Annotated in this window: 23 protein-coding genes and 2 pseudogenes; 1 reads left to right on the top strand and 24 read right to left on the bottom strand. The window is 62.4% G+C overall.

Annotated elements, in window-relative coordinates; genetic code table 11:
- Positions 1-7 precede the first annotated feature (7 nt).
- From ACZYOF_RS14315 to ACZYOF_RS14430, 24 genes and pseudogenes are all read right to left on the bottom strand, one after another.
- Positions 8-436: a hypothetical protein gene (locus ACZYOF_RS14315; RefSeq protein ID WP_130578347.1), complete on the bottom strand. Its 429-nt coding sequence runs from the start codon at positions 434-436 to the stop codon at positions 8-10.
- Positions 423-2,042 carry a phosphoenolpyruvate--protein phosphotransferase gene (gene ptsP / locus ACZYOF_RS14320; RefSeq protein WP_463716151.1) on the bottom strand — a complete coding sequence of 540 codons (1,620 nt, stop codon included), beginning with the start codon at positions 2,040-2,042 and terminating at the stop codon, positions 423-425. Before ptsP ends, ACZYOF_RS14315 begins: the two co-directional genes overlap by 14 nt.
- A gap of 1 nt (position 2,043) precedes the next feature.
- Complete coding sequence (locus ACZYOF_RS14325) at positions 2,044-2,346, bottom strand: HPr family phosphocarrier protein (protein WP_165421071.1); 303 nt, start codon at positions 2,344-2,346, stop codon at positions 2,044-2,046.
- Positions 2,347-2,376: 30 nt separating this feature from the next.
- Complete coding sequence (dhaM, locus tag ACZYOF_RS14330) at positions 2,377-2,769, bottom strand: dihydroxyacetone kinase phosphoryl donor subunit DhaM (RefSeq protein ID WP_463716152.1); 393 nt, start codon at positions 2,767-2,769, stop codon at positions 2,377-2,379.
- The gene (gene dhaL, locus ACZYOF_RS14335; RefSeq protein WP_463716153.1) at positions 2,766-3,389 is read right to left on the bottom strand and encodes a dihydroxyacetone kinase subunit DhaL; all 624 of its coding nucleotides are present in this window, start codon (positions 3,387-3,389) and stop codon (positions 2,766-2,768) included. Before dhaL ends, dhaM begins: the two co-directional genes overlap by 4 nt.
- A gap of 12 nt (positions 3,390-3,401) precedes the next feature.
- A complete protein-coding gene (locus ACZYOF_RS14340; RefSeq protein ID WP_130578342.1) occupies positions 3,402-4,430 on the bottom strand; it encodes an ABC transporter ATP-binding protein in 1,029 nt (342 codons plus the stop codon).
- Entirely contained in the window at positions 4,423-5,520 is a 1,098-nt protein-coding gene (locus ACZYOF_RS14345) for an ABC transporter ATP-binding protein (RefSeq protein ID WP_463716154.1), read from the bottom strand. The genes ACZYOF_RS14340 and ACZYOF_RS14345 overlap by 8 nt, the downstream gene beginning before the upstream one ends.
- A gap of 10 nt (positions 5,521-5,530) precedes the next feature.
- The gene (locus ACZYOF_RS14350; RefSeq protein ID WP_282527574.1) at positions 5,531-5,659 is read right to left on the bottom strand and encodes a hypothetical protein; all 129 of its coding nucleotides are present in this window, start codon (positions 5,657-5,659) and stop codon (positions 5,531-5,533) included.
- A 68-nt stretch (positions 5,660-5,727) separates the two neighbouring features.
- A complete protein-coding gene (locus tag ACZYOF_RS14355) occupies positions 5,728-6,690 on the bottom strand; it encodes a carbohydrate ABC transporter permease (protein WP_130578339.1) in 963 nt (320 codons plus the stop codon).
- Entirely contained in the window at positions 6,687-7,610 is a 924-nt protein-coding gene (locus ACZYOF_RS14360; protein WP_282527572.1) for a carbohydrate ABC transporter permease, read from the bottom strand. The genes ACZYOF_RS14355 and ACZYOF_RS14360 overlap by 4 nt, the downstream gene beginning before the upstream one ends.
- Before the next feature lie 122 nt (positions 7,611-7,732).
- On the bottom strand, positions 7,733-9,091 hold the full coding sequence (locus ACZYOF_RS14365; RefSeq protein WP_463716155.1) for an ABC transporter substrate-binding protein: 1,359 nt from the start codon (positions 9,089-9,091) through the stop codon (positions 7,733-7,735).
- Between the two features lie 629 nt (positions 9,092-9,720).
- Positions 9,721-10,659: pseudogene (locus ACZYOF_RS14370) on the bottom strand (amidohydrolase family protein); the annotation flags it as partial.
- Between the two features lie 32 nt (positions 10,660-10,691).
- Positions 10,692-12,020, bottom strand: a complete 1,329-nt coding sequence (locus ACZYOF_RS14375) for an ABC transporter permease (protein ID WP_463716168.1) — start codon at positions 12,018-12,020, stop codon at positions 10,692-10,694.
- 135 nt (positions 12,021-12,155) lie between these two features.
- Positions 12,156-12,386 (bottom strand): hypothetical protein, encoded by a 231-nt coding sequence (locus ACZYOF_RS14380; protein WP_463716156.1) that lies wholly within the window; start codon positions 12,384-12,386, stop codon positions 12,156-12,158.
- A 367-nt stretch (positions 12,387-12,753) separates the two neighbouring features.
- On the bottom strand, positions 12,754-13,239 hold the full coding sequence (locus tag ACZYOF_RS14385) for a hypothetical protein (protein WP_463716157.1): 486 nt from the start codon (positions 13,237-13,239) through the stop codon (positions 12,754-12,756).
- 5 nt (positions 13,240-13,244) lie between these two features.
- Positions 13,245-14,861 (bottom strand): hypothetical protein, encoded by a 1,617-nt coding sequence (locus ACZYOF_RS14390; RefSeq protein WP_463716158.1) that lies wholly within the window; start codon positions 14,859-14,861, stop codon positions 13,245-13,247.
- A gap of 26 nt (positions 14,862-14,887) precedes the next feature.
- Positions 14,888-15,136 (bottom strand): annotated as a pseudogene (locus ACZYOF_RS14395) (acyl-CoA dehydrogenase family protein); the annotation flags it as partial.
- Between the two features lie 96 nt (positions 15,137-15,232).
- Positions 15,233-16,423 (bottom strand): multiple monosaccharide ABC transporter permease, encoded by a 1,191-nt coding sequence (gene mmsB, locus ACZYOF_RS14400; protein WP_130578578.1) that lies wholly within the window; start codon positions 16,421-16,423, stop codon positions 15,233-15,235.
- Positions 16,420-17,997, bottom strand: a complete 1,578-nt coding sequence (mmsA, locus tag ACZYOF_RS14405) for a multiple monosaccharide ABC transporter ATP-binding protein (protein WP_282527566.1) — start codon at positions 17,995-17,997, stop codon at positions 16,420-16,422. The genes mmsB and mmsA overlap by 4 nt, the downstream gene beginning before the upstream one ends.
- Positions 17,998-18,080: 83 nt before the next feature.
- Entirely contained in the window at positions 18,081-19,151 is a 1,071-nt protein-coding gene (gene chvE / locus ACZYOF_RS14410; RefSeq protein WP_463716159.1) for a multiple monosaccharide ABC transporter substrate-binding protein, read from the bottom strand.
- A 65-nt stretch (positions 19,152-19,216) separates the two neighbouring features.
- Positions 19,217-20,101 (bottom strand): SMP-30/gluconolactonase/LRE family protein, encoded by an 885-nt coding sequence (locus ACZYOF_RS14415; protein ID WP_463716169.1) that lies wholly within the window; start codon positions 20,099-20,101, stop codon positions 19,217-19,219.
- Positions 20,101-21,189: an aldose epimerase family protein gene (locus tag ACZYOF_RS14420; protein WP_463716160.1), complete on the bottom strand. Its 1,089-nt coding sequence runs from the start codon at positions 21,187-21,189 to the stop codon at positions 20,101-20,103. Before ACZYOF_RS14420 ends, ACZYOF_RS14415 begins: the two co-directional genes overlap by 1 nt.
- Before the next feature lie 3 nt (positions 21,190-21,192).
- On the bottom strand, positions 21,193-21,315 hold the full coding sequence (locus ACZYOF_RS14425; RefSeq protein WP_463716170.1) for a hypothetical protein: 123 nt from the start codon (positions 21,313-21,315) through the stop codon (positions 21,193-21,195).
- Entirely contained in the window at positions 21,312-22,088 is a 777-nt protein-coding gene (locus ACZYOF_RS14430; protein WP_130578575.1) for a FadR/GntR family transcriptional regulator, read from the bottom strand. The genes ACZYOF_RS14425 and ACZYOF_RS14430 overlap by 4 nt, the downstream gene beginning before the upstream one ends.
- Before the next feature lie 541 nt (positions 22,089-22,629).
- Between ACZYOF_RS14430 and ACZYOF_RS14435 the strand changes: the two genes are divergently transcribed.
- Positions 22,630-22,953 (top strand): hypothetical protein, encoded by a 324-nt coding sequence (locus ACZYOF_RS14435; RefSeq protein WP_463716161.1) that lies wholly within the window; start codon positions 22,630-22,632, stop codon positions 22,951-22,953.
- Positions 22,954-23,049 lie beyond the last annotated feature (96 nt).

Genomic DNA, 23,049 nt, shown 5'->3' on the forward strand with positions numbered 1-23,049 from the left:
CCCACACCTATTTTTCCCGCATGATGGCAATCAGGCGCCGCGCGAATTCCTGGAGCAGCGCATCGAGCTCAGCGTTGCGCTTGGCGCTGCCTAGATCGGGCAAATGCAGCGCCAAGGTCCGCTCGTGCGGTCCTTCGGTCAGCCGACCGATCCGGCGCGGATGCGCGCGCGCATAGGCGCGAAGAAAGGCGGCCTTCGCCTGCGGCGGGAAGTGGCAGACATCGAAGATCGTATTGAGATGCTGCACGGGTATCGGCACCGGATAGGCGGGATTGCTGATCTGGCTCACGAAGCTGCGGTTCTTCCCCATGGCGTGCGCCAGACGCAGCCGCATGCCCGACGGCCGGCTCTCCAGCACTTCCTTGAAGATGCGCTTGTAAACCGCAACAGCGCCGGCTGCCGCCTGCTCATCGATCGCCGTGTCAGCCAAGGCCACCTCCGCTGCTCAGCCGGTCGATCGTCTGCTTGATCTGCGCGAGCGCCGACGCATTCACCGAAAGCTCGCGCAAGCCGCAGTTCAGCAATGCGGGAAGGCAACGCGGATCGCTTGCCATGTCGCCGCATAGGCTGACGCTGATCGCGGCGCGCCGCCCATGCTCGGCGGTCCGCGCGATCAGTTCAAGCACCGCCGGATGCAGCGGGTCCATCAAGGGCGCGAGCGCTCCATTGGAACGATCGCAGGCAAGGACATATTGCGCGAGATCGTTCGAGCCGATTGAGAAGAAGGAGGCCTTGAAGCTCGTAATAGCCAGGGCCGCCGCCGGGACTTCGACCATGATTCCCAGCTCGGGAAGCATCGCGGCAATGCCGTCCGCCCGCAAGCGCTGCACGACATCGGTGAAAAGCTCCCGCCCCGCCTCGAGCTCGCCCGCCGAGGTGACCATCGGAAACATGACCTTGAGGTTTCCGCGCACAGCGGCCCGTGCCAGCGCGCGGAGCTGAATGGCAAAAATCTCGGGCCGGGCCAGGCAAAGCCGCAAGCCCCGAACCCCGAGGAACGGATTGGCTTCGCCATCCAGCGTGAAGCCGGGCACCGGCTTGTCGCCGCCCGCGTCAAACGTGCGAATGGTGACCGGGCGCCGGTCGGCCCAACGCAGCACCGCATCGTAAGCCTGAAACTGTGTCTCCTCATCGGGCAAACCGCCCCGCTCCGTCAGCAGAAACTCGGTGCGCATCAGGCCGATGCCATCGGCATATTGCGCGTCGGCATGCTCGAGATCCTCGACGCGCTGGATGTTGATAAACAGCTTGATCCGCTCGCCGTGCCACGATGCCGTCGGCCGCCGCAGGATCGCACGGGCAGACGCCCTGCTCTTGCGATGGCTTTCGCGCCGCTTCTCGAACAGGCGGACCTGCTCGGCGCTGGGATCGAGTTCGAGCGTCGCACCTTCACCATCGAGCAGCGCCGTGGCTCCGATATCCGGAACCGTGCCGAGCTGCACGACCATCGGGATACCCCGCGCGCGCGCCAACATCGCGACATGGCTCGTGGGACTGCCGCGCAAGAGTGCGAGCCCGCCGCCGCCGGACCAGTCGATCTCCAGGAATCGCGAGGGCGGCAGATCGTCGGCGCAAACGACGGCACCGCTCGGAATCTTCAGCGCCTGGCCCCCACCGCCCCGCAGAATGTTGATCACGCGGTCGCGCAGGTCCGCAAGGTCCGAGGAGCGCGCCTTCAGATATTCGTCCGCGGCCGAATTGTAGTCCGCGATCTGCGCGTCGAGCGCCGAACGCCATGCGACATCCGCCGGATCGCCATCGCCGATCGATGCGAAGATCGCTTCGATAAAATCCTCATCCTCCAGGAGCGCGACCTGGAATTCGAGAATCTGCGCAGCCTCGCCGCCGGCGATCCCGGCGAGATCCGCGATCTGCCCGCTTGCCGCGTCAATCGCAGCGCGAAGGGCAAGCGCTTCTTCAACGAGGTTACCCGCGACACGCTCGCCGTTGGTGTCCGCGTCGACACGGACAAGCGGGCCATGGGCAAATCCGATCGAGGCGGTTCTGCCGCGGTAGGCCAATCCGGTCGCGCCACCCTGCATGCTACGATGTCCCGTCTGGAAAATCGGTTGCGATCAGATCGACCAGCGCCGCGACGGCGGCCTCCGCATCACTGCCCGACGCCTTGATCTCGATCGTGCTGCCGTGCGCCGCGCGCATCGCCATAATCTTGGCCACGCTCTTGGCGTTGATCCAATCCGCCGCGCCTGCGACCCGAACGGATATCTGGGCCTGAAACTTCTTGGCGAGCTTGGTCAGCTTGACCGCCGGGCGCGCATGCATGCCCACCGCGTGCACCAGGCGCACATTGTCGGTGAAGATCTGTCCGTCCGCTTTGTCCAGCATGCTCAAATTCCATTCTTCTTCGCCGACGTCTCAGTCGGCAGAGAGTTCCTCGGCCACGGCCTTGACCTGGGCCAGTGAGCTACCGCCTGCCGCCTCGGCTGCCGCCATCACGGCCCCCTCGACAATCGGCGCGTTGCATATGACAACGAGATCGCGCCGCGCAGGCTCCAGCATCTCGACCGCCATTTCGCTGTTGGTTTCGGCACCGCCCAGGTCGACGAGAATCGCGACGCCCTTGGCGGACCAGGCATCGTTGATGGCGTCGATGATCAGGGACACGCTGGTGCCCAATCCGCCGTCGGGATTGCCGCCGCAGAACGCCACCCTGACCTCGCTGCCGACCATCTGCCGCACCATGTCGGCGGTGCCCTTGGCGATGTCCTTCGAATGCGAGACGATCACGATCCCCACGGTTTCCGTCATTGGCATCCCTCCAGGCTCGCGCAGACCGCCTGCACGAGAACGCAACTCGAGCGGGCGCCGGGATCGACGTGTCCGATGCTGCGCGATCCAAGGAACGACGCCCGCCCCTTGGTGGCCTGCATCGGCACGGTCCGCTCGACCGCTTCAGCGGCGGTGGCCCGGACCCGCGCGATCAGATCCGGCTGACCGGCCGCCGTCTTCAGCGTTTCCAGGACTGGAACAAGCACGTCCAGCATCGTCTTCTCGCCGGCCTGCGAGCGGCCACGCGCGCTCACCGCGTTCACGCCGCTGCCGAAGACGTCCGCGAGGTCGTCCGGCAAGTGTTTGTCGTGCGAGAGCGCTTCGCCCGCGGCGAGGAAGAAGCTCCCGTAGAGCGGCCCGGACGCGCCGCCGACCGTCATCACCAGGGTCTTGCCGATCATCTTCAGCGCCTCGTCGAGCGGTTGCGCGGAGATCGCATCGAGCTTGCCCAGAACCGCTTCGAATCCGCGCTTCATGTTGATTCCGTGGTCGCCATCGCCGATCGCCTGATCCAGGCTCGTCAGCTCCGGCGCACTGGCGATGACCTGCTCTGCGGCCACCTTGATCAACGACTTGAACGTCTCGGGTTGCAGCGACATCGACCTGACCCTCTAGTGAATTACCGCGGGGATGCGTTGCCCCGCGCGATCGAAATAGAGCGGATGTACCAGGTGCAATTCGACCTCCTGACCGGCCTCTAGCGGCTGCTGATGCGGATCCGCAAGCGTCACCAGCATTTCGCCCTTATAGTCCAGATGAACGTGATTCTGTTCGCCGAGGTGCTCGACACGGTGGACGCGGCCGACCATCCGCCCGCCATTGCGCGCACCGACCTTCAGATGCTCGGTACGGATGCCGACAGTCTCCGTTTCCGGCGGCACCGCCACGTCGGACAAGAGACGTGCGGGAAGGAAATTGATCTGCGGCGTGCCGAGACGCGAGGCGACATAGGAGCTGGAGGGGCTTTCATAGATCTCCCGCGGCGTGCCGAGCTGAAGGAGCTGGCCATCCTTGATCACGCCGATCCGGGAGGCCATCGTCATGGCCTCGACCTGGTCGTGGGTCACGTAAAGAATGGTCGCGCCAAGTTCGAGCTGGATGCGCTTGAGCTCGATACGCAGCTCCGAACGGAGCTTCGCATCCAACGACGAGAGCGGCTCGTCCATCAGGTAGATCGAGGGATCGCGAACCAGTGCACGGCCGATCGCCACCCGCTGCATCTCGCCGCCGGACAGGCGGGTGGCGCGGTTGTTCAGCTTGCTTGCGATATGCAACAGCTCCGCCGTCTGTTCAACGCGCTTGCGGATGACGGGCCCCGGCACGCGCCGCGCGGGCGAGCGCAGCGGGAACGCCAGGTTGTCATAGACCGTGAGATGCGGATACAGCGAGTATTGCTGGAAGACAAAGGCGATATCGCGCGATCCCGGCGGATCATGCGTCACGTCGCGGCCGTCGATCATGACTGAGCCGGCGTCAGGGGTCTCGAGCCCGGTGATCAGCCGCAGCGTCGTGGTCTTGCCGGCGCCGCTCGGACCGAGCAGAACCAGGAATTCCCCGTCATTGATCGCCAGCGAGAGCTCGCGCACCGCCTCCACCGTACCGAAGCGCTTGGTGATATTGCGCAGGATGACGTCAGCCATGGCAGGCGCTCCCCTCGTTGGCGGTCCGGATCGCAAGGCCGCTGCTGGCATCGAACAACGCCAGCCTTTCGGAGTGGAATTCGAGACCCACCGTCTCGCCGATCCGCACCGACGCGTTGGAGGGCAGCCGCGCCGCGACGCGTCCATGCGCCGTGTCGACGGTGACAATCTGCGTGGTGCCGAGATATTCCGCGCCGAACACCTCGCCACGGACGGGTGCTGCGTCGGCGAAGCGGATATGCTCCGGACGTATCCCGAGCGCCAGCGGAGCAGTGGCGCGATCCTCGCGGATTTCCCGGATCGCGATGCTGGTGTCATAGAAGGCGATGGCCCGATCACCAGACCTCAAGCCGCCCTCAAAGCGCAAAAAGTTCATGGGCGGCGAGCCGATGAAATCGGCCACGAACATGCTTGCGGGCCGGTCATAGACCTCCTGCGGCGAGCCGATCTGTTCGACGCGCCCCTTGTTCATGACGGCAATCCGGTCCGCCATCGACATCGCCTCGAGCTGGTCGTGCGTCACGTAGACGGTAGTCGCGCCGATGCGATCGTGCAGGTCGCGAAGCTCGCCGCACATCAGATGCCGAAACTCGGCATCGAGCGCCCCAAGCGGCTCGTCCATCAGAAAGGCCTTGGGCCGCCTCACCATGGCCCGCCCAAGCGCGACGCGCTGGCGATCGCCGCCCGACAACTTTGAAGTCTTGCTCGACAAGAGATGCTCGATCCGCAGGAGCCGCGTCGTCTCCTGCACCCGCTCGCGAACCTCGCGCCGGCCCATGCCCTGGCATTTCAGGGGAAAGCCAATATTGTCAGCGACATTCATGTGCGGATAGAGCGCAAAGAGTTGGAAGACGAAGGCGATGTCGCGGGCCGCCGCCCGCCGGAAGGTCACGTCCTCGCCGTCGAGCAGGATCTTTCCTTCGGTCGGCAGTTCAAGGCCCGCAATCATGCGCAGCGTGGTCGTCTTGCCGCAGCCGGAGGGTCCGAGCATCGCGAAAAAGGTGCCGTCGTCGATCGTGAAGTTCGAGCCTTGCACGGCCGTGAACTGATCAAACGACTTGCGCAGGTTTTCGACGCGAATTTGTGCCATGTTGACCGCCCTATTCCGGAAAATGGCTGACGATGACATAGCCAATCGTGCCGGCAAGGATCGTCACGAAGGAATAGCTGTACAGATCGATGGACCAGGGCTGCACCAGCATGATGATGCCGCCCCCGATCAGGGTCATCGCACCGGCCTCCCAAGGCCCACGACTGAACCAGCGAGACACTCCACTTTTGGCAACCGCAGACCCGCTCATTTGCGTACAGCTCCAAAGGTGATGCCGCGCAACAGGTGCTTGCGCAACAACACGGTGAACAGGACGATCGGAACGACGAACAGCGTGGTCGCGGCAGCAACGGCCGGCCAGTCCTGCCCGCCCTCGCCGATGATGAAGGGAATGAAGGGCGGCATGGTCTGCGCCTCGCCGCTGGTCAGGAGAACCGCGAAGGCATATTCGTTCCACGAGAAGATCAGGCAGAAGATCGCGGTTGCCGCGATTCCCGTGACGGCCTGCGGCAGCACCACCTTGCGCAGCGCCTGGAGCCGCGTGTAGCCGTCGACGAGGGCGGCCTCCTCATACTCCCGCGGAATCTCGTCGATGAACCCCTTCAGCAGCCAGACCGCGAGGGAGACGTTCACGGCGGTGTAGAGCAGGATCATGCCGAGCCTGGTGTCGGTCAGGTTGAGCTGCCGGTACATCAGATAGATGGGAATCGCGACCGCGACCGGCGGCATCATTCGCGTCGACAGTATGAAGAACAGGAGATCGTCAGCCAGGGGTATGCGGAATCGCGAGAATGCGTACGCCGCGAGCGTGCCGAGAAAGACGGCCAGAAATGTCGAGCCGAACCCGATGATCAGCGAGTTGACGAAGCGCGGCACGACCTTCGACGGTCCGGCGATGACCATGTCGCGCTGGCGCACGAGCTTATCGTACCAGGTCTCCGGCGGCGGTAGCTTGGCGATGAAATCCGGCGTCTGGCGGGTGCGCACGGTGAACAGGTTCACGTAGCCTTCCAGCGTCGGCTCGAAGATCACCTTGGGCGGGTAGGCGATGGCGTCGCTCTGCGACTTGAACGCGGTGGCGACGATCCAGAGCAGCGGCAGGATAGTGATCACGGCGTAGAGAATGACGAGGCTGCCGGCCACGGCCTTTGAACGCGGCGAGGCCTCGACGATGGAGTGAGCGGTGGACTTGGCGAGGGCAGCGGTCATCGTTGCTTCACCTTGTTGAGCGCTTTGACATAGATGTTGGCGGCACCGAATACGGTCACGAACAGGATGATGGCGAGCGCGGACGAATAGCCAGTGCGCCATTTCTCGAATGCCGCGCGCTTGAGCGTGATCGACACGAGCTCGGTGGTCGATCCCGGGCCTCCCGACGTCAGGAGGTTGACCATGTCGAACATCTTGAAGTTCTCGATCGCGCGGAACAGCACGGCGAGCATCAGGAACGGCACCGTCATCGGCAGCGTGATCGACCAGAACTGCCGCCAGGCCGAGGCGCGATCGACTTCGGCAGCCTCATAGATGTAGTCGGGAATCGAGCGAAGCCCGGCGAGGCAGATCAGCATGACGTAGGGCGCCCACATCCAGGTGTCGACCAGCACGATGGTCCAGGGCGCGAGCGAGACCTGCCCGGTCATGCTGAACGAGCTCGGCGGCACCCCCGTGAACAGGCTGATCACGTAGTTGAACGGCCCGATCTGCGGCTGCAACAGCAGTGTCCAGAAGTTGCCGACCACCGCTGGCGACAGCATCATCGGCAGCAGGATGATCGTGGTCCAAAAGCTGTGACCGCGAAACTGGCGGTTGATCAACAGCGCCAGGCCATAGCCGATGACCACCTGTAGTGCCACCGACCAGATCACGAATTGCGCCGTGGTCTGGAGCCGAAACCAGACGTCCTCGTCGGTAAGGATGTCGGTGAAATTGTCGAGCCCGACAAACCGCAGCGGCAGATAGGACATGCTGAGGTTGAGGCTGGTGAAGGACAGTCGGATCATCCACACCAGCGGAAATATGTTGATCGCCAGCAGAAGGGCGATCGTCGGCGCAACGAACAGCCACGCCATGGTTCGGTCCGAAAGGCCACGCGCGCGCCGCGTGGCGCGAGATTTGGCGGGCTCACTCATGCCTGCCATCGTAGCATGATCAGGTTGAAGGATCGTCGTCATCTGGTCCATCGGCTGGCTGGTTCGGTTTCCCCGAGGCACGTCCCCCGGGAAAACCAGTTCAGTTAATGCGATTGCCGTGTCTATTGCGACGCGACCTGCTTGCCCTGCTCCTTGAAGACTTTGGTCCAGTCCTTGACCAGGAGATCGAGCGCTTGCTGCGCAGTGCCTTTGTCGGCGACGACGTAGTCGTGCACCCGCTTCTGCATGTCGAGCAACAGTTGCGCGTAGGACGGCTCGGCCCAGAAGTCCTTCACGATTCCCATCGACTCCAGGAACTGCGGTGCGAACGCTGCGCTCTTCGGGAAGTCGGGCGCATCGACGACCGCCTTAAGGGCCGAGTAACCGCCGAGTTGCCACCATTTCTGCTGCACGGCGGGCTGCGCGAACCATTTGATGTAGGCGAGCGCGTCGTCCTTGCGGTCGGAGGTCGCGACGACCGAGATGCCCTGTCCGCCGAGCTGGGTGAAGTGTCCGTTCGGGCCGGCCGGATTGACGAAGAACCCGATCTTGTCGCCGCCGACATTCGGGTCCTTGTAGAGGCCCGGGAAGAAGGCGAACCAGTTCATCTGCATCGCCACCTGGCCGGACTTGAAGGCATCCAGCCCCTCCTGCATGTAAGCATTGGTCATGCCGGGAGCGGTGCAGCATTTGTAGAGCTCCTTGTAGAACTCGAGCCCCCTTACGGCATCGGCCGAATTGACGAAGCTCTGCATCTGGTACGACTTCTTCGGATTGTCGTAGCTGAAGCCGTAGTTATAGAGCACGTTGGTCACGCCCATGGTGATGCCTTCCGAGCCGCGCTCGGTGAAGATATAGGCGCCATAGACTTTCTTGCCGTCGATCTCGCGGCCCTGGAAGAACTCCGCGATCTGCTTCAACTCGTCGTAGGTTTTCGGTGGCACCAGGTCGCGGCCGTACTTGGCCTTGAACGCGGACTGAATTTCAGGCCGCGAGAACCAATCCTTGCGGTAGGTCCAGCCGACCGCGTCGGCCATGGCCGGCAGCGCCCAATAGTTCGGCGAGTTCTTCGGCCATTGGGAATAGCCCACGACCGTCGCCGGGACGAAGTCGTCCATCGATATTTTCTCCTTGTCGAAGAAATCGTTGAGCTTGACGTACCACTTGTTCTCGGCGGCTCCGCCGATCCACTGGCTGTCGCCGATGATCAGGTCGCAGAGCTTGCCGTGGGAATTGAGCTCGTTGAGGAAGCGATCGGCATAGCTCGTCCATGGGACGAACTCGTACTTCATCTCGATGCCGGATTGCCTGGTGAAGTCCTTGCCGAGTTCGACCAGCGCGTTGGCCGGATCCCATGCCGCCCAGCACAGTGTGAGCTGCTTGCTCTGTGCTGCGGCTTCGCCCCCGCCAAACGTCCCCAGCAGCGCCGCCCCGAGGACCGTGGTTGCCGCCAAGCTTCTTAACCAATTGAATGTCCGCATATCCGTTTCCTCTCTCGTTGAAGCATCTGACCCGCTCGGCGCGCCCTGCCGGAACGACGCCAAGACCCTGAGTTTGAGGAGCGATGGGTGGAGAACGAGACGGACCATGTCCGGAAAACGGGCCCGGAACGGCTTGGGCTCCTCCCACGCATCGGTTCGATGCGCGATGTTTAGTTTTTTTATAATGCTAAACGTATTACTAAATTTTTGAGGCCGTCAAGCCGGTTTCTCGCAGCCCTAACGAAAAGATTTGCGACGTCGGCGCGCGCAAGCGGCACGACCGCGATGCGGCAAAATGCTCGAAAATATGGTGCCGATCTTGATCGCCGATGTCGCCCGGCAGGAGCAATCCAGCCCATCCCAACAACAGGAGAGCCCGAAGGTTGGCCATGGCCACGTGTTTATCAAATTACTTTACTGAACGTTCAATGAAGCAAGCAATTCAGGGGCCCGAGCGGTCCCCTCGTCGTGAGAAATCTGACGATGGCCGCTTCCGTTCGGATTTGATCGCGTTCGTCGTGGTGGTGTGGGCACCCATCTGAGCCACAATAGCAATCGAAAGATCAACAAGAAACGACGAGTTTTGCTCGCGATTTGACCACTTTGATAGCGAGTGCAGGCGACGCTGCCTAAAGAAAGGCCCTGGCGGCCTCGCCATGCATCGATCGGAGCCGTGCGAGATCGATATCGACCGGTCGGCCATCGACGACACGCCAATGTCCGGCGACCATCACCCGGTCGGCGCTGTGGGCCCCGCACAGCACGAGCGCCGCGAGCGGATCTCCAGCGCCCGAAAACCTCAGATCGTCGAGAAGGAACCGTCCCAGGCCATCCGCGGAACCGCGGGTGCCCCAGCGCAGGGCGTCGAGATGCGTCACTGCTTCGGCGCCATAGCGAAGCTTCCCCATCAGCATCGCGTGCCGGACGGCTTCCATCATGTTGGAGCTGTCGTTCGAGGCGCTGCCGTCTACGCCGAGACCGACGGAGACCGCCGACGCCTCCAGCTCGACCGTCCGGCAGGTTCCGGACGCCAGCAGCATGTTCGAGGTCGGGCAATGACAGACGCTGACTCCGTGTCCGCCAAGCAGGCGCATCTCGTCCTCGTTGAAATGAACGCCGTGCGCGAGCCAGGTCCGGTTCGATAGCCAGCCGCAATCCTCGAGATATTCCACCGGCGTACAGCGGAATTGCTGCCGGCAGTAGTCGTTCTCGTCTTCGGTTTCCGCAAGATGCGTGTGCAGCCTGCGGTCATGCTTCGCGGCGAGCGCCGCGGTCTCGACCATCATCCGGCGTGTGACGTTGAACGGGGCGCAGGGCGCCAGGGCTACGGTGGTAAACGAGCCGGGCTGCGGATCGTGATAGAGCGAGAGGACGCGCTCGCAATCCGCCAGCACGGTGTCGTGATCCTGCATCAGCCTGCGGTCGGCGATGCCGCCCTCCTCGAAACGGAGATCGATCGCGCCGCGAGTCAACGCCATCCTGATTCCGAGCGCGCGGGCCTCCTCGACCTCGATGTCAACAGCGTCGGGCATGTCGGCGGGAAATACGAAGAGATGATCCGTGGTCGTCGGATCCCGCAGCCACAGGCGTTGAGATGAGCTCATGCCGCGCGACCGACGTGGATCGAGCGCTCGAGCAGGTCGGCGCCGCGATAGGCGAGCACCGAGATCATGATGCTGAGCACGGCCCCGCTCCATACCATGCCGTAGTCGAGCGAGCCGCGCGAGACATCCATGAGGTTGCCGAGCCCCGTGCCGGTCAAGAGCCACTCCGCGATCATGACGCCGAGCAGCGCCCGCGGCGCCACCAGCTTCGCGGCCGCCGCGATGTAGCGGAACGAATACGGGATCGAGATGAACCTCAGCTTCTGGATCGGACCGCAGCCATAGACCTCGACGGTTTCAAGCGCTGCGCGCGGCACGACGGCAAATCCCTGGACCAGAAGGACGAAGGCCGGAAAGAACACCACCACCACGGCCATGAAGATGCAGGCCGAAATGGTCCTGCCCAGGAGCAGAAGTACGATCGGTGTGAGGGCGACCAGCGGCGTGCTCTGCAACGCCATGGCCGCTGGCAGGATCACCTTGAGCAATCCCGGCATCACCACCGACAGTGCGGCAAGCAGAAACGCAATGCCGAGCCCGACGAACAGGCCGAGCAGCGCCATCGGGATGGTCTGTCCCACGGCATGCAGCAGCGCCGACCTCGCTTCATCGGATCCGTCGGCAAAGGTCAGGTAGGATACGACATCCCAGGGTCGCGGCGCGACGATCGGGCTGACGTCGGCCCATTTCAGCACGGCCCACCACAGCACGAACGGCAGCGCCACCGATGCAATCACCATAAGATAGCGTTTGAAGCCGGCCTCGCCGTCCTGGCCATGCAGTTCGTCCGGCATGCGGCCCGCCGCCACGGTGACCGGGATCGTCGCACCGACCATCGAAGACCCGAGCGAGAAAAGCCCGTAACCGGTCAGCGCCAGGGCCGCTGCGGCCATGCTGATCCCCCAGAGCCTGTCGGCATTGGACTGACCGAGCGAGCCGAGCGGGAAGGTGCCGAGGCCCCAGCGCTCTCCGGAGCCGAACTCGCCGAGGATCGCGCCCAATACCGATAGCGACGCAGCCACCCTCAATCCCGCTAATACGCCCGGCATGGCGCTGCGCAGGCGGATAGAGCGCAGCAAAGTGATCTCTCCACCACCATTGGCCTTGACCAGATCGGCATGGCGCGGATCGATGTCGCGGAGCCCTACCAGCATCGAGACCATCGTCGGGAAATAGATCATGGTCGCGGACAGCACGATCTGCGGCCAGCGGCCGTCGAGCAACAGCACGAGAAGCGGTCCGATCGCGATCGCCGGCACGGCGAACAGCGCGATGTTGACGCTGCGGAACAGGCGCTCGACCGTCGGGAACAGGCAGAAGACCAGTGCGGCGACCGACGCAAATCGACGTGCCGATCAGGAAGCCGAAGGTCGATGTCGCCGTCGCCGCGACATGACCCCAGTACAGATCGGAATTGGCGCCGACGTCCGCGACCACCACGGAAAGCGGCGGGAAAATCCTCACGCCGCTGACCGGTACATGCCCCAGGGCCTCCCAGGCACGGCAACGCCAAGCGTGCAAAGGATCGTGATCCCTGCTTCGGCCGGAAGGTAGAGCGGCGGGTATTTGAGGGGATCGGCGAAGTTTTCGGCCCATCCGCGACGCCTCGCCTGCAGGAATTTCAGCAGCTCCGGCCGCTTCGACGACAGCGTGTCGGTCGTCACCGTCACGAGGTCGATCAGAAGCGGCAAGCCATGATCGTCGAACAGGACCGGCCTGCCGCTGAGACTGCAGCGCGTTCAGTTCAGCCAGCTGACGTTGGTTGTTGCTAGATTTTCCTTGATCTCCCGGTGCACACGTCGTGCACACTCCGCCCTCTAACCGATTGAAAAACTTGAACTCTCGCTCCAATCCATCATGGGGGCGACAGAGAATTTCCATTCCATCTCAATTGCTTACCCACAACGCCGGTTCAATGCAACATGATGCTTTTGATAACCTTGCCCGTCTGATCCAACTAAAATATCGAAAACAACCCCATGCAAAGTAGCACCCCAGTTGGGATCGTCGCCTATCTCTCTTTTTTCCACCTGCATCGATCCACGGAAACCCTCTAAGTCATTGGCGCATGCGACGCCTAATCCCAGCAGCCATGTTCTCACGGCTTGCTTCGTGATCGTAGGTCGCAGCCAGTCCCATCAGGAGCTTTGAGGACACAAAGGGATGCGAAACTTGGAGCGCCTCGCCCCATTTGCGATACTTCTCTGCCAAATCGCGCTCCTGATCGCCGCCTTCGCCGCGCCAATGAACACCGCGTGAATTATACACGCCGGTATGAGCGCCATGGATTATCTCTTCGGATTGGACATCCTCCATGACATCGCGGACTGGCTCGCATGGCCACACACCGTCCTTGCCGATGGGGGCGGCGGACAAGAGTCGGCCGATGGAGGTATCGCCGACCTTGGCGCGCCCCAGCTCTGCACAGAGGCGGCGAACAGTCGCAACCCACTTCGCCAGGTATTCTGCTTTCAGTTCGCCAAGCTCATCGTGCCCGGGAATCCGGTGCAGTGCGTCCAAAAGTTTATAGCTGCGTTCGGCCATCGATTTCACATGGTCGGGCGAAACCTGCAATTCGGGGGGATCGGTAGCCCCGTCGTTGCGCTTGTAAGTCCACGCGATCGCTTGAGCGAATTGTTCGGGGTGCGCTTCGATATACCGTTCCAGATTCGGGATGCCATACGCATCTTTCCTTCGCTCCCAACGCCGCGCCAAGATGCCTTTCCACGCTCTGAAAGCTCCACGATCCCAGCGAGGCCGCGTTGCGCAAAAATTTCACGCAATGCCTCAACTCTTTGTTCCTTGATGCGCTCTTCGCGCTTGTTGAAATCGATCTTATCAATGTCCTCGATCTCTTCGGCGGATTCTTCGACCCAGCCATCGCGGAATAGCCAAAGGTGCTTGTTCAGAAGATCACTCGGCTTCAGCGCCTCATAGGCGGCCTTGCCTGCGGCGGCTAGTCCCGTCGCTTCCTTCTTCGCCTTCGTGCGTACCGTCGCCCTGCGCGATAGTGTCGTGACACGGATCTTCTCGCGCATTGCCGCTTTTTCTGCGTCCGTAGCCTTACCCTTCGCCCAAACCTCGATCAGCGTCCAAACGCGAGCCTGATCTTCATCGGTAAGGTCGTGAAGCCGCTCCACGAGATCGCACAGCATATCGAGGGAATAGTCTTTCCAACAGTGCCATCTCAAGCATCTCGCGCATGAACTTGATGATTCACGGAAAGCCGATGAAAATTCTCGCGTCTTGCCGTGGATCGCCGCAGCCCAGCGCTGATCTTCGTCCAGGTCGAGCGCAGGGTCATCTTCACCCAGGACCATGGGTGCCATCGAGAAATAGCGATTCAAGTCATCGGTGGTGATCTCGCCTGCGATGGCATAGAGCAAATCGATTTTCGAGATCAAGCCCCTGAAATTGCCGATTGACCAGATCGGCGCGTCATTCAACTGCGCCAATCTTTGGCATTCTTTCTCCAGTTCGTCGTAAGTATGCCCCCTCGACAGCAGCGAAAGCCCTAATTTGTCGGTTTCATTCTTGCTGTTCCAGGCGCCGACGAACAAGAACGGCACGAGGCTTGCCGCGGTCTCATGATTGTCTGCCCATGCCGGCGTGCGCACGGCCGGCACCGTGGAAAGCTGGCGTCGCAGCACGGTAAGGGAGCAGCCGGTGGCGCTCGACAAGCGCGCAATGTCGTCGCGGTCCTTGCCCATCTCTGCGAGGGCCCTGTCGAAAGCCTCATAGTTGACGGGCTCAAAGACGATGTCTGGTTCTTTGGTCGTGGCGTTGCGCGGGTAGACGACGATGGAATGCATCGACGTTGCATAAGGCCCGAGTTCGCGCTCGACCTCCCGCGTAAATACCACCGGAATGAAGCTCTGCGCGCCTGCAGCCAGGCGCGGCAGGACGCCGGGCTTATCGAAGACCAGCACGCGGTCGCGGTACGATATCAGTTCCTCGCCACCGCGTTCGCCGAGCAGTTGCGCGAGGAAAGCGAGCGCTTCCTCGGTCGAATCCGCCGCGATCATGATTGGGGCTTCGGATGGCTTGGACAAACGTGCGAGCATGACCCGCTTGGCCGCTTCGATGGCGGGCGCGAATAATGCACCCGTCAGCGGCGGCTTGGAGACGTCGGCCCAATCTGCCCAACATTTATCGAGCGAGCGCACATGCTGCGCTGGAATGTCCTTTTCGTTGGCTTGCCGAATGCCGGCCGCTCCTTGGTGTATGCAAGGGCAACGTCGAAAGCGCGTTGCGCTGCTGCCTGAGCTCCGACCGCGATGCTCAACCTCTCCTGAACCAGTTCGCCCATGAGGCAGCCGAAGCCGCCATGTTCTGGCCCGAGCAAGTTTTCGGTGGGAATCCGCACATCCTCGAAAAACAGCTCGGACGTGTCACCCGACCATTGCCCGATCTTGTCGAGATCCCGACCGCGCTTCAAACCAGGCATCGTGGCTTGCCTGCGCTACGGTCCTTGATGCTCCGCACGACGAAGTTCCGTCGAGCTTGGCGTGCTCATTGCCCCAAGAACGGTCCGTCCTCACCTGCGCTGGTTGTAGACGTCGACGCAAACGGCCGCGAGCAGCACCAATCCCTTGATCACCTGTTGGTAGTCGATCCCGATGCCAAGGATCGACATTCCATTGTTCATGACGCCCATGATCATAGCACCGACCACGGCGCCACCGACCCGGCCAACACCGCCATAGGCGGAAGCACCGCCAATGAAGCAGGCGGCGATGACATCGAGTTCGAAGCCGGCGCCGGCCTTCGGCGTCGCCGTGTTGAGGCGCGCGGCGAAGACGAGGCCAGCCAGCGCGGCCAGGACGCCCATGTTGACAAAGGTGAGGAAGGTGAGCCGTTCGGTCTTGATGCCCGACAGTTTTGCCGCCTTCGCATTGCCGCCCACGGCGTAGATCTGCCTGCCGATCACCGTTCGCCGTGTGAGAAAACCATAGAGCGCGATCAGCGCGGTCATGATCACGAGGACGTTCGGCAATCCGCGATGCGAAGCGATCAAGTAGGTGAAATAGAGCACCGCGCCCGCTAGCACGGCACTCTTCGCGACAAAGAACGCATAAGGCTCGACCTCAATGCCATGCGATTGCTCGCGCGCACGGCTCTTCGCGCTGGCATAGACCAGTGCCAGCGCCAGCACTGCGCCAATAAACAGCGAGGTCGGATACAGCGTCCCGACTCCGGGAAGCAGCTCCGGAATGAATCCCGACGACAGTTTCTGGAAGGTCGGCGGAAACGGTCCAACCGATTGCCCCTGTAGCAGCGCAAGCGCAAGCCCCTTGAACACCAGCATGCCTGCCAGCGTGACGATGAAGGATGGAATGCCGAAATACGCCACCCAATAGCCTTGCGCCGCCCCGATCGACGCGCCGACCAGCAGACAGGCGATGAATGCCGCGGGGTAATCGACGTGATAGCGAACCATCAGCACGGCGGCGACCGCCCCGATGAAGCCGGCCACCGACCCGACCGACAAATCGATATGGCCGGTGACGATCACGAGCAGCATGCCCAGTGCCATGATCACGATATAGCTGTTCTGCAGCACCAGATTGGTGAGATTGAGGGGCTGCAGCAGCGTGCCATCGGTCATGAACTGGAAGAACAGCATGATCGCGAACAGCGACAGCAGCATGCTGTAATTGCGCAGATTGTTTTTGATGAATCCAGCGTGCCCGCGCTGCTCTGGAAGTGAAACCGTCTTGTCGGTCATGGCTGCATTCCACCCGCTTGCATCTTGTTATGTTCGACGACGATTTGTACGGCCTTGTTGCGCATGATCGCACGCATGATCTTTTCTTGCGTCGCGTCCGCGGCGGCGAATTCGCCGACGAAGGCGCCGTCGTTCATCACGCAGATCCGATCGCAAATTCCGAGCAGCTCCGGCATTTCCGAGGAGATCACCACGATGCCCTTGCCGGCCTCCGCCAATTCGTTGATGATACAATAAATCTCATACTTCGCGCCGACGTCGATCCCGCGGGTCGGCTCGTCCAGGATCAGAACCTTTGGGTCCGTCATCAGCCACTTCGACAGCACCACCTTCTGCTGGTTGCCGCCGGAGAGATGGCCGGTTTCCTGGTAGACATCGGAGCACCGGATGCGCATCCGATTGCGATAGTCACTCGCCGCTTTCAGCTCCCTGATGTCGTCAATGACCCATCGCGATGCTACCTGGAAAAGGCTCGCGAGCGTGATGTTCTTGCGCACGTCGTCGGCGAGGATCAGCCCGAGCTGCTTGCGGTCTTCGGTCACATAAGCGAGGCCCGCGTCAATCGCCGCGGAGACGGTCGCAAGGCTGACCTCGCGGCCGTCCAGTTGCACACGCCCGCTGATATTGTAGCCCCACGCCCGACCGAACAGGCTCATGGCGAATTCGGTGCGTCCGGCGCCCATCAGGCCGGCGATGCCCACGATTTCGCCATGCCGCACGTGAAAGCCGACGTTCTTGATCACTTGGCGCTCCGGATGGAGCGGGTGATGCACGGACCAGTTGTCCACCACGAGCACGGGGTGCCCAATCCTGACCTCGCGCGGCGGAAAGCGATGGGCGAGATCGCGATCGACCATGCTGCGAATGATGCGGTCTTCCTCCACCTGCTCGGTCCGGCAGTCGAGCGAGTCGACGGTACGGCCATCGCGCAGGACGGTGATGCGGTCGGCGATGCGGGCGACCTCGTTTAACTTGTGCGAAATCAGGATCGAAGCGATGCCCTGTTCGCGGAAGGCCACAAGCCGGTCCAGTAACGCTGCGCTATCGGCTTCGTTGAGACTGGCAGTGGGCTCGTCCAGGATCAATAGACGTACACGCTTGGAGAGCGCTTTGGCGATCTCGACCAGTTGCTGCTTGCCGACCCCGAGATCGGTGATGAGCGCATCCGGCGACTCGCGCAAGCCAACCTGGGTCAACAGATCCCGCGTGCGCCGATATACCGCGTCGCGGTCGATAACGCCGAACCGCGCCGGCGGATGCGACAGAAAGATGTTCTCTGCGATCGACATCAGCGGAATCAGCGCGAGCTCCTGGTGGATGATGATGATCCCGAGCGCCTCGGAATCGTTGATGTCGCGAAAGCGCCGCTCTTCGCCGTCGAAGACGATGGTGCCTTCATAGTCGCCGTAAGGATGGACGCCGCTGAGCACCTTCATCAGCGTCGACTTGCCGGCGCCATTCTCACCCACGAGCGCGTGAATCTCGCCGGCCTCGACGGTGAAGTTGACGTCGCGCAGCGCCTGTACGCCCGCAAAGCTCTTGCTGACGCCGCGCATTTCTAGCATTGCCGTCATCAGATCAAATCCTGCAGCAGAGTTCCTCAGGCGAGATGTTGTCCGGCAGGCGTGACCCTGCACGCCTGCCGGACGCCATCCGCTCACTCGAATTGCGAGCGCTTGTAGTAGCCGCTGTCGATCAACACGCCGTCCCAGTTGCTCTTGTATACCACCACCGGCTTGAGCAGATAGGACGGCACCGCCTTGACGCCGTTGTTGTAGGTCTTGGTGTCGTTGACGGGGACCTCCTTGCCGCTGAGCGCCGCATCGACCATGTCAGCCGTCACCTTCGCGAGATCACGGGTGTCCTTGAAGATGGTGGAATATTGGTCGCCGCGGAGCATCGCCTTGATCGACGGCACCTCTGCATCCTGCCCGCTGACGATCGGCATTGGCTGCTCGGGCGTGCCGTAGCCGACGCCCTTCAGCGAGGAGATGATGCCGATCGAAAGACCGTCATAGGGCGACAGCACCGCATCGACACGCTTCTTGCCGTAGAAGGCGCTGAGCAGATTGTCCATGCGGGACTGCGCGGTCGCGCCGTCCCAGCGCAAGGTCGAGACCTTGTCCATGCCCATCTGTTTGCTGCCGACGACCAGCTTGCCGCTGTCGATATAGGGCTGCAGCACCGACATCGAGCCGTTGTAGAAGAAGTACGCGTTGTTGTCGTCGGGCGAGCCGCCGAACAGCTCGATGTTGAACGGACCCTTGCCCTCCTTGAGTCCAAGCCCCTGCTCGATCGACTGCGCCTGGAGCACGCCGACCTGAAAATTGTCGAAGGTCGCGTAGTAGTCGACGTTCGGCGTGTCGCGGATCAAGCGGTCATAGGCGATCACCGTGATGCCCTTGGCCTTGGCCTGCTTCAGCACGTCCGAGAGCGTGGAGCCATCGATCGCCGCGATCACCAGAACCTTGGCTCCCTTGGTCACCATGTTCTCGATCTGGGAGAGCTGGTTGGGAATGTCGTCTTCCGCGTATTGCAGGTCGGTGCCGTAGCCGCGCTCCTTCAACACCTTGACCATGTTGTTGCCGTCATCGATCCAACGCGCCGACGACTTGGTCGGCATGGCGATGCCGACCGTCGCCTTCTGTGCAAGTGCGCCGCTGCTACATATCGCGGCGGCGAGGCCCGCCAGCGCGAGCATACGGAACGTCGTCTTCAACTTGAGCATGTTTCACTCCCTTCGGTTTTAGGAACGTTTCTCGTTGCAGTGTGGTTTTGGTCGTCGAAGATCTCCTAAGAGCGGGCGAGCCTGATATCCGGCTCCGCGCGGCCGTGCGCGGCGACCTTAAGGACGAACGTGCGCCCGTGATCCGGATCGGCGGCACGCGCCGCCTCATCCATGTCCTGCCAGGCCGAGGTAACCAGGAGACGCGACAAATCCTGCCCGACGAAGGCCGGGCAGCTCGCCTGCCGCGCCGGAACGTGCAGGCAGCGCAGGTGCTCACCTTGCGGACTGTAGACGTCGACGCAACTGCCGCCCCAGCGCGCGTTCCAGATCAAGCCATCGGCATCGACCACGGCACCGTCAAGGCCGCCAATGCCGCGATGCTCTAGCAGAGCTTCGGGCGCGCCGCGCGGCAGACCGGTCGCGGGATCGAGCGCCACGCGATAGAGCTCATTCTTGGCTGTATCGGCGAAATAACCGATCCCGCCGTCAGGCGAGAAGCAGATCGCGTTAGGAATGGTGATATTGGCGAATAGCTTTGAGATTTCGCCGCAATGGAGCGCATAGATGCTGCCGGCACCAGCCTCGGCTTTTCTCCCCATCGTGCCGATCCAGAACGTTCCGGACGGATGCACCCGCGCGTCGTTGGATCGGCTGCGCGGATTGTCGGCCTCGAGCGGACGATAGAGCGTCATAGCGCCGTCGCGGATGGAGCGGATATAAAGACCGTCTTCCGCCGCGATCAGCTGATGTTCGGCATCGATGCGTGCAAGCGCGCTGGCCATTTTGCCGAGACGATGGATGCGCACTTGTCCGCTCACGAGGCGAGCCTCGAACAGCTTGCCCTCGAGGATATCGAACCACCAGGCAGTATCGGTCGCTGCGTCGTAGGTCGGCCCCTCGCCGAGATGGCAGCGCTCCGCGCATAGGATGGAAGTCGGCGCCTGCTCCATCATGTCGGGCTGCCTGCTGAAATAAAGCGGTAGACGCTGTGGTGCCGATAGACGGAGCCGGGCGCCAGCTGCGCGCTCGGAAAGTCTGCCCGGTTGGGCGAGTCGGGCCAGATCTGCGGTTCGAGGCAGATCGCGTCGGACTGCCGGTAGAGCCGGCCGCGTTTCCCGGCAATCGACCCGTCGAGATAGTTTCCCGAGTAGACCTGCAATCCGGGCTGATCGGTCAGGAGCTCGAGGATTCGCCCCGACCGCGGCCCTTCGAGCCGCGCAACAAGGCGCAATTCGCCGGCGCCGTCGAGGCAGAAGTTGTGATCGTAGCCCCGGCCGTAGCGCAGCTGGGTATCGTCGCGGCGGATCCGGTCTCCTATCGGTGTGGGGCTACGGAAATCGAACGGCGTATCGGCAACCGCGCGCGGCGGCCCCGGCCACGGAATCGCGCCCGAATCGATCGCGAGGAAATGATCGGCAGCGATCGTGAGCCGATGATCCAATATGGCCAGGCCGGACGCGGCGCCTTCGAGATTGAAGAAGCTATGATTGGTCAGGTTGACGATCGTCGAACGGTCGACGCATGCCTCGAAGCGTACCGACAGCTCCGTCGGGCCGGTCAGCCGATAGGTGACACGAACACTGAGCCGGCCGGGATAACCCTCTTCACCATGGTCGCTGACGTAGGCAAGCGTAACCATGGGCTCGGCGCCGTCCTCGATCTCGATAATCTGCCAGAGCCTTCGGTCAAAGCCCTCTGGCCCGCCGTGAAGAGCGTGCGCGCCGTCATTGGCCGCAAGCCGCGCGACCTCGCCATCGATCTCGAAACGGGCGTTGGCGATGCGATTGGCGTAGCGCCCGACCGTGACGCCGAAGAAGCCCCGCACGTTCAAGTAACCGGTGAGATCGTCATGGCCGAGCACGACGTCGTCGCACGCACCTTGCGCATCGGGCACCATCAGCGCCTGAAGTGCCGCGCCATAGGTGATGATATGCGCTTCGAAGCCCCGTGCACCCAGAAGCACCGCGCGCTCAACCGGACGACCGTCCGCCAGCGTGCCGAAGACATCCCGTGCAATGCGTGGGGCTGTGTTGGCCATGGCTCAGCCTTCGAACACTTCGACGATCCGGCGTCGGCCCGGCCCATCGGTCGCGGCGATGGCGGTAACATGCTGATCCCGCGCAATCTTGCCGAAGCCAACAATAGCGACACGCGGTGCTGTCATGGTCCTTCCCGCGCTTCAACTGACAGTGCTTCTTGAGCCGATGAGTTCGCCTTTGCCGTGCCTTCGTGCCGGCGCATGCCGTTGTGGATGACCTTGATCATGGCCGCCGCGGCCGTTTCAGCATCGCCCACCGCGATGGCGTCGACGATGCGTTGATGCCAAAGCAGCACGGTTTCGCGATCGCCCGCTTCGAGCGGCGCACTGAGCAGAAACGACGCGCGCAACGCCGCCTCGATCACATGACCGATCGAGCGCATGAACAAATTGCCGGATGCGTTGGCGACGGCGATGTGCAAGGCAAGGTCGGCATCGGCAAAGCCGACGGAGTCCGAGGCCTCCCGCCGCATCCGATCGAGGCTGCGCTGAAGCTCCAAGATATCGGCTTCCGAGCGTCGCGCTGCCGCGAGCGCCACCGCCCGCGGTTCGACCGCCAGGCGAATCTCCGCGAGGTCGCCGAGGAAACGCTTGTCTATGCCCGCATCGAGATGCCAGGCGAGCACATCGGCATCGAACATGTTCCACGCGCCGCGCTCCCGCACGACAGTGCCGACCCGTGCCTTGGTGCTGAGCAGCCCCTTGGCCACCAGCGTCTTCACGCTCTCACGCAGCACTGGGCGTGAGACACCGAACATCGCGGTGAGTTCGGCGTCACCGGGCAGCCGGGTCCCTTCCGCATAGCGGCCGGCGATGATGTCAGTGCCAATGCTGCGGGCCACCTCGGCATGATTGGAATGGGCGCGCCGCGTCGGAATCACGACAAGCTGCGAAGTCATGGGTTTGCCCCAGCACTGGCGACCGCCGAGCGATACGCCACCGCGGTCATTGCCCGCTGCAGCGCGATCGAGGCGAACGGCGGGATGCGCGCCACGAGGTTGGCGACGTAACGATAGCCGCACGAAAGGCTTTGAGAGGCATGAGGCGCGTTCTCCCGAACTGCTTGTTTCCGGGTGCTCTCCGCCGGCGTAGCGGTGGCATGGCACCTTCGGGCTGCTCGTTTGAGGCAGCTAAGCCAATATTTCACGCCAGGAAGGCCCTGACTAGTAATATTATTTTACTATTTAGGCCCGATTCCAGCCGGGAAATACGGATCGCCTCGCCCACGACAACGGCCCCTTTGGCGTCGGGCTCCGACGAGCCTATCCGAAACACGCCGGAGTCTTCTGCAATGCACGTTCGGTGACGGCCGATTCAGGCAAAGCAGATTCGTTCTGCTCGGTGTCCGGCCAGGACCACCAATGGTTTGCGCTGACGAGCAAACGGCCAGCTACAAGGAAACGATGCCGCTATCGGATTTACGCGACAGCACCATCCTCCTTGCTGGCCCTGCTGAAGCTCGACACGATAGAAGGCTGCCTGTTTGGCAAAAACCCAGGCGGCCTGATCGAGATATGGCGGTTGCAGGACGAGGGCTCCGAAAAGCGCCCCGCGCCGACACGGCATCAAATGCGCAACAACGGCGATTTCAGCGCACTGCCTGAACTCGCCATTGAGCAGAAAACCTTGCAGCCCTCGACAACCCGTTCAGCACGAGGTTGTTACCTATGTCGTAGGTACGTTCCGTTACCGATGTCTGCGGGCCAGACATCGGCTGCGCGAATGCGCGGTGGTAGAGTGACGCTTTCCACCTCCGACAAGTGAGACTGCTCGTCAGCCACTCGCCTATCTCCCGACCCAAAATTTCTGGTCGTGCGCCAACCGGAGGCGGCCCCGCCCCGCTTCGGAAGGCTTGCTCAC

The sequence above is a fragment of the Bradyrhizobium sp. LeoA1Lang genome (assembly GCF_055413685.1).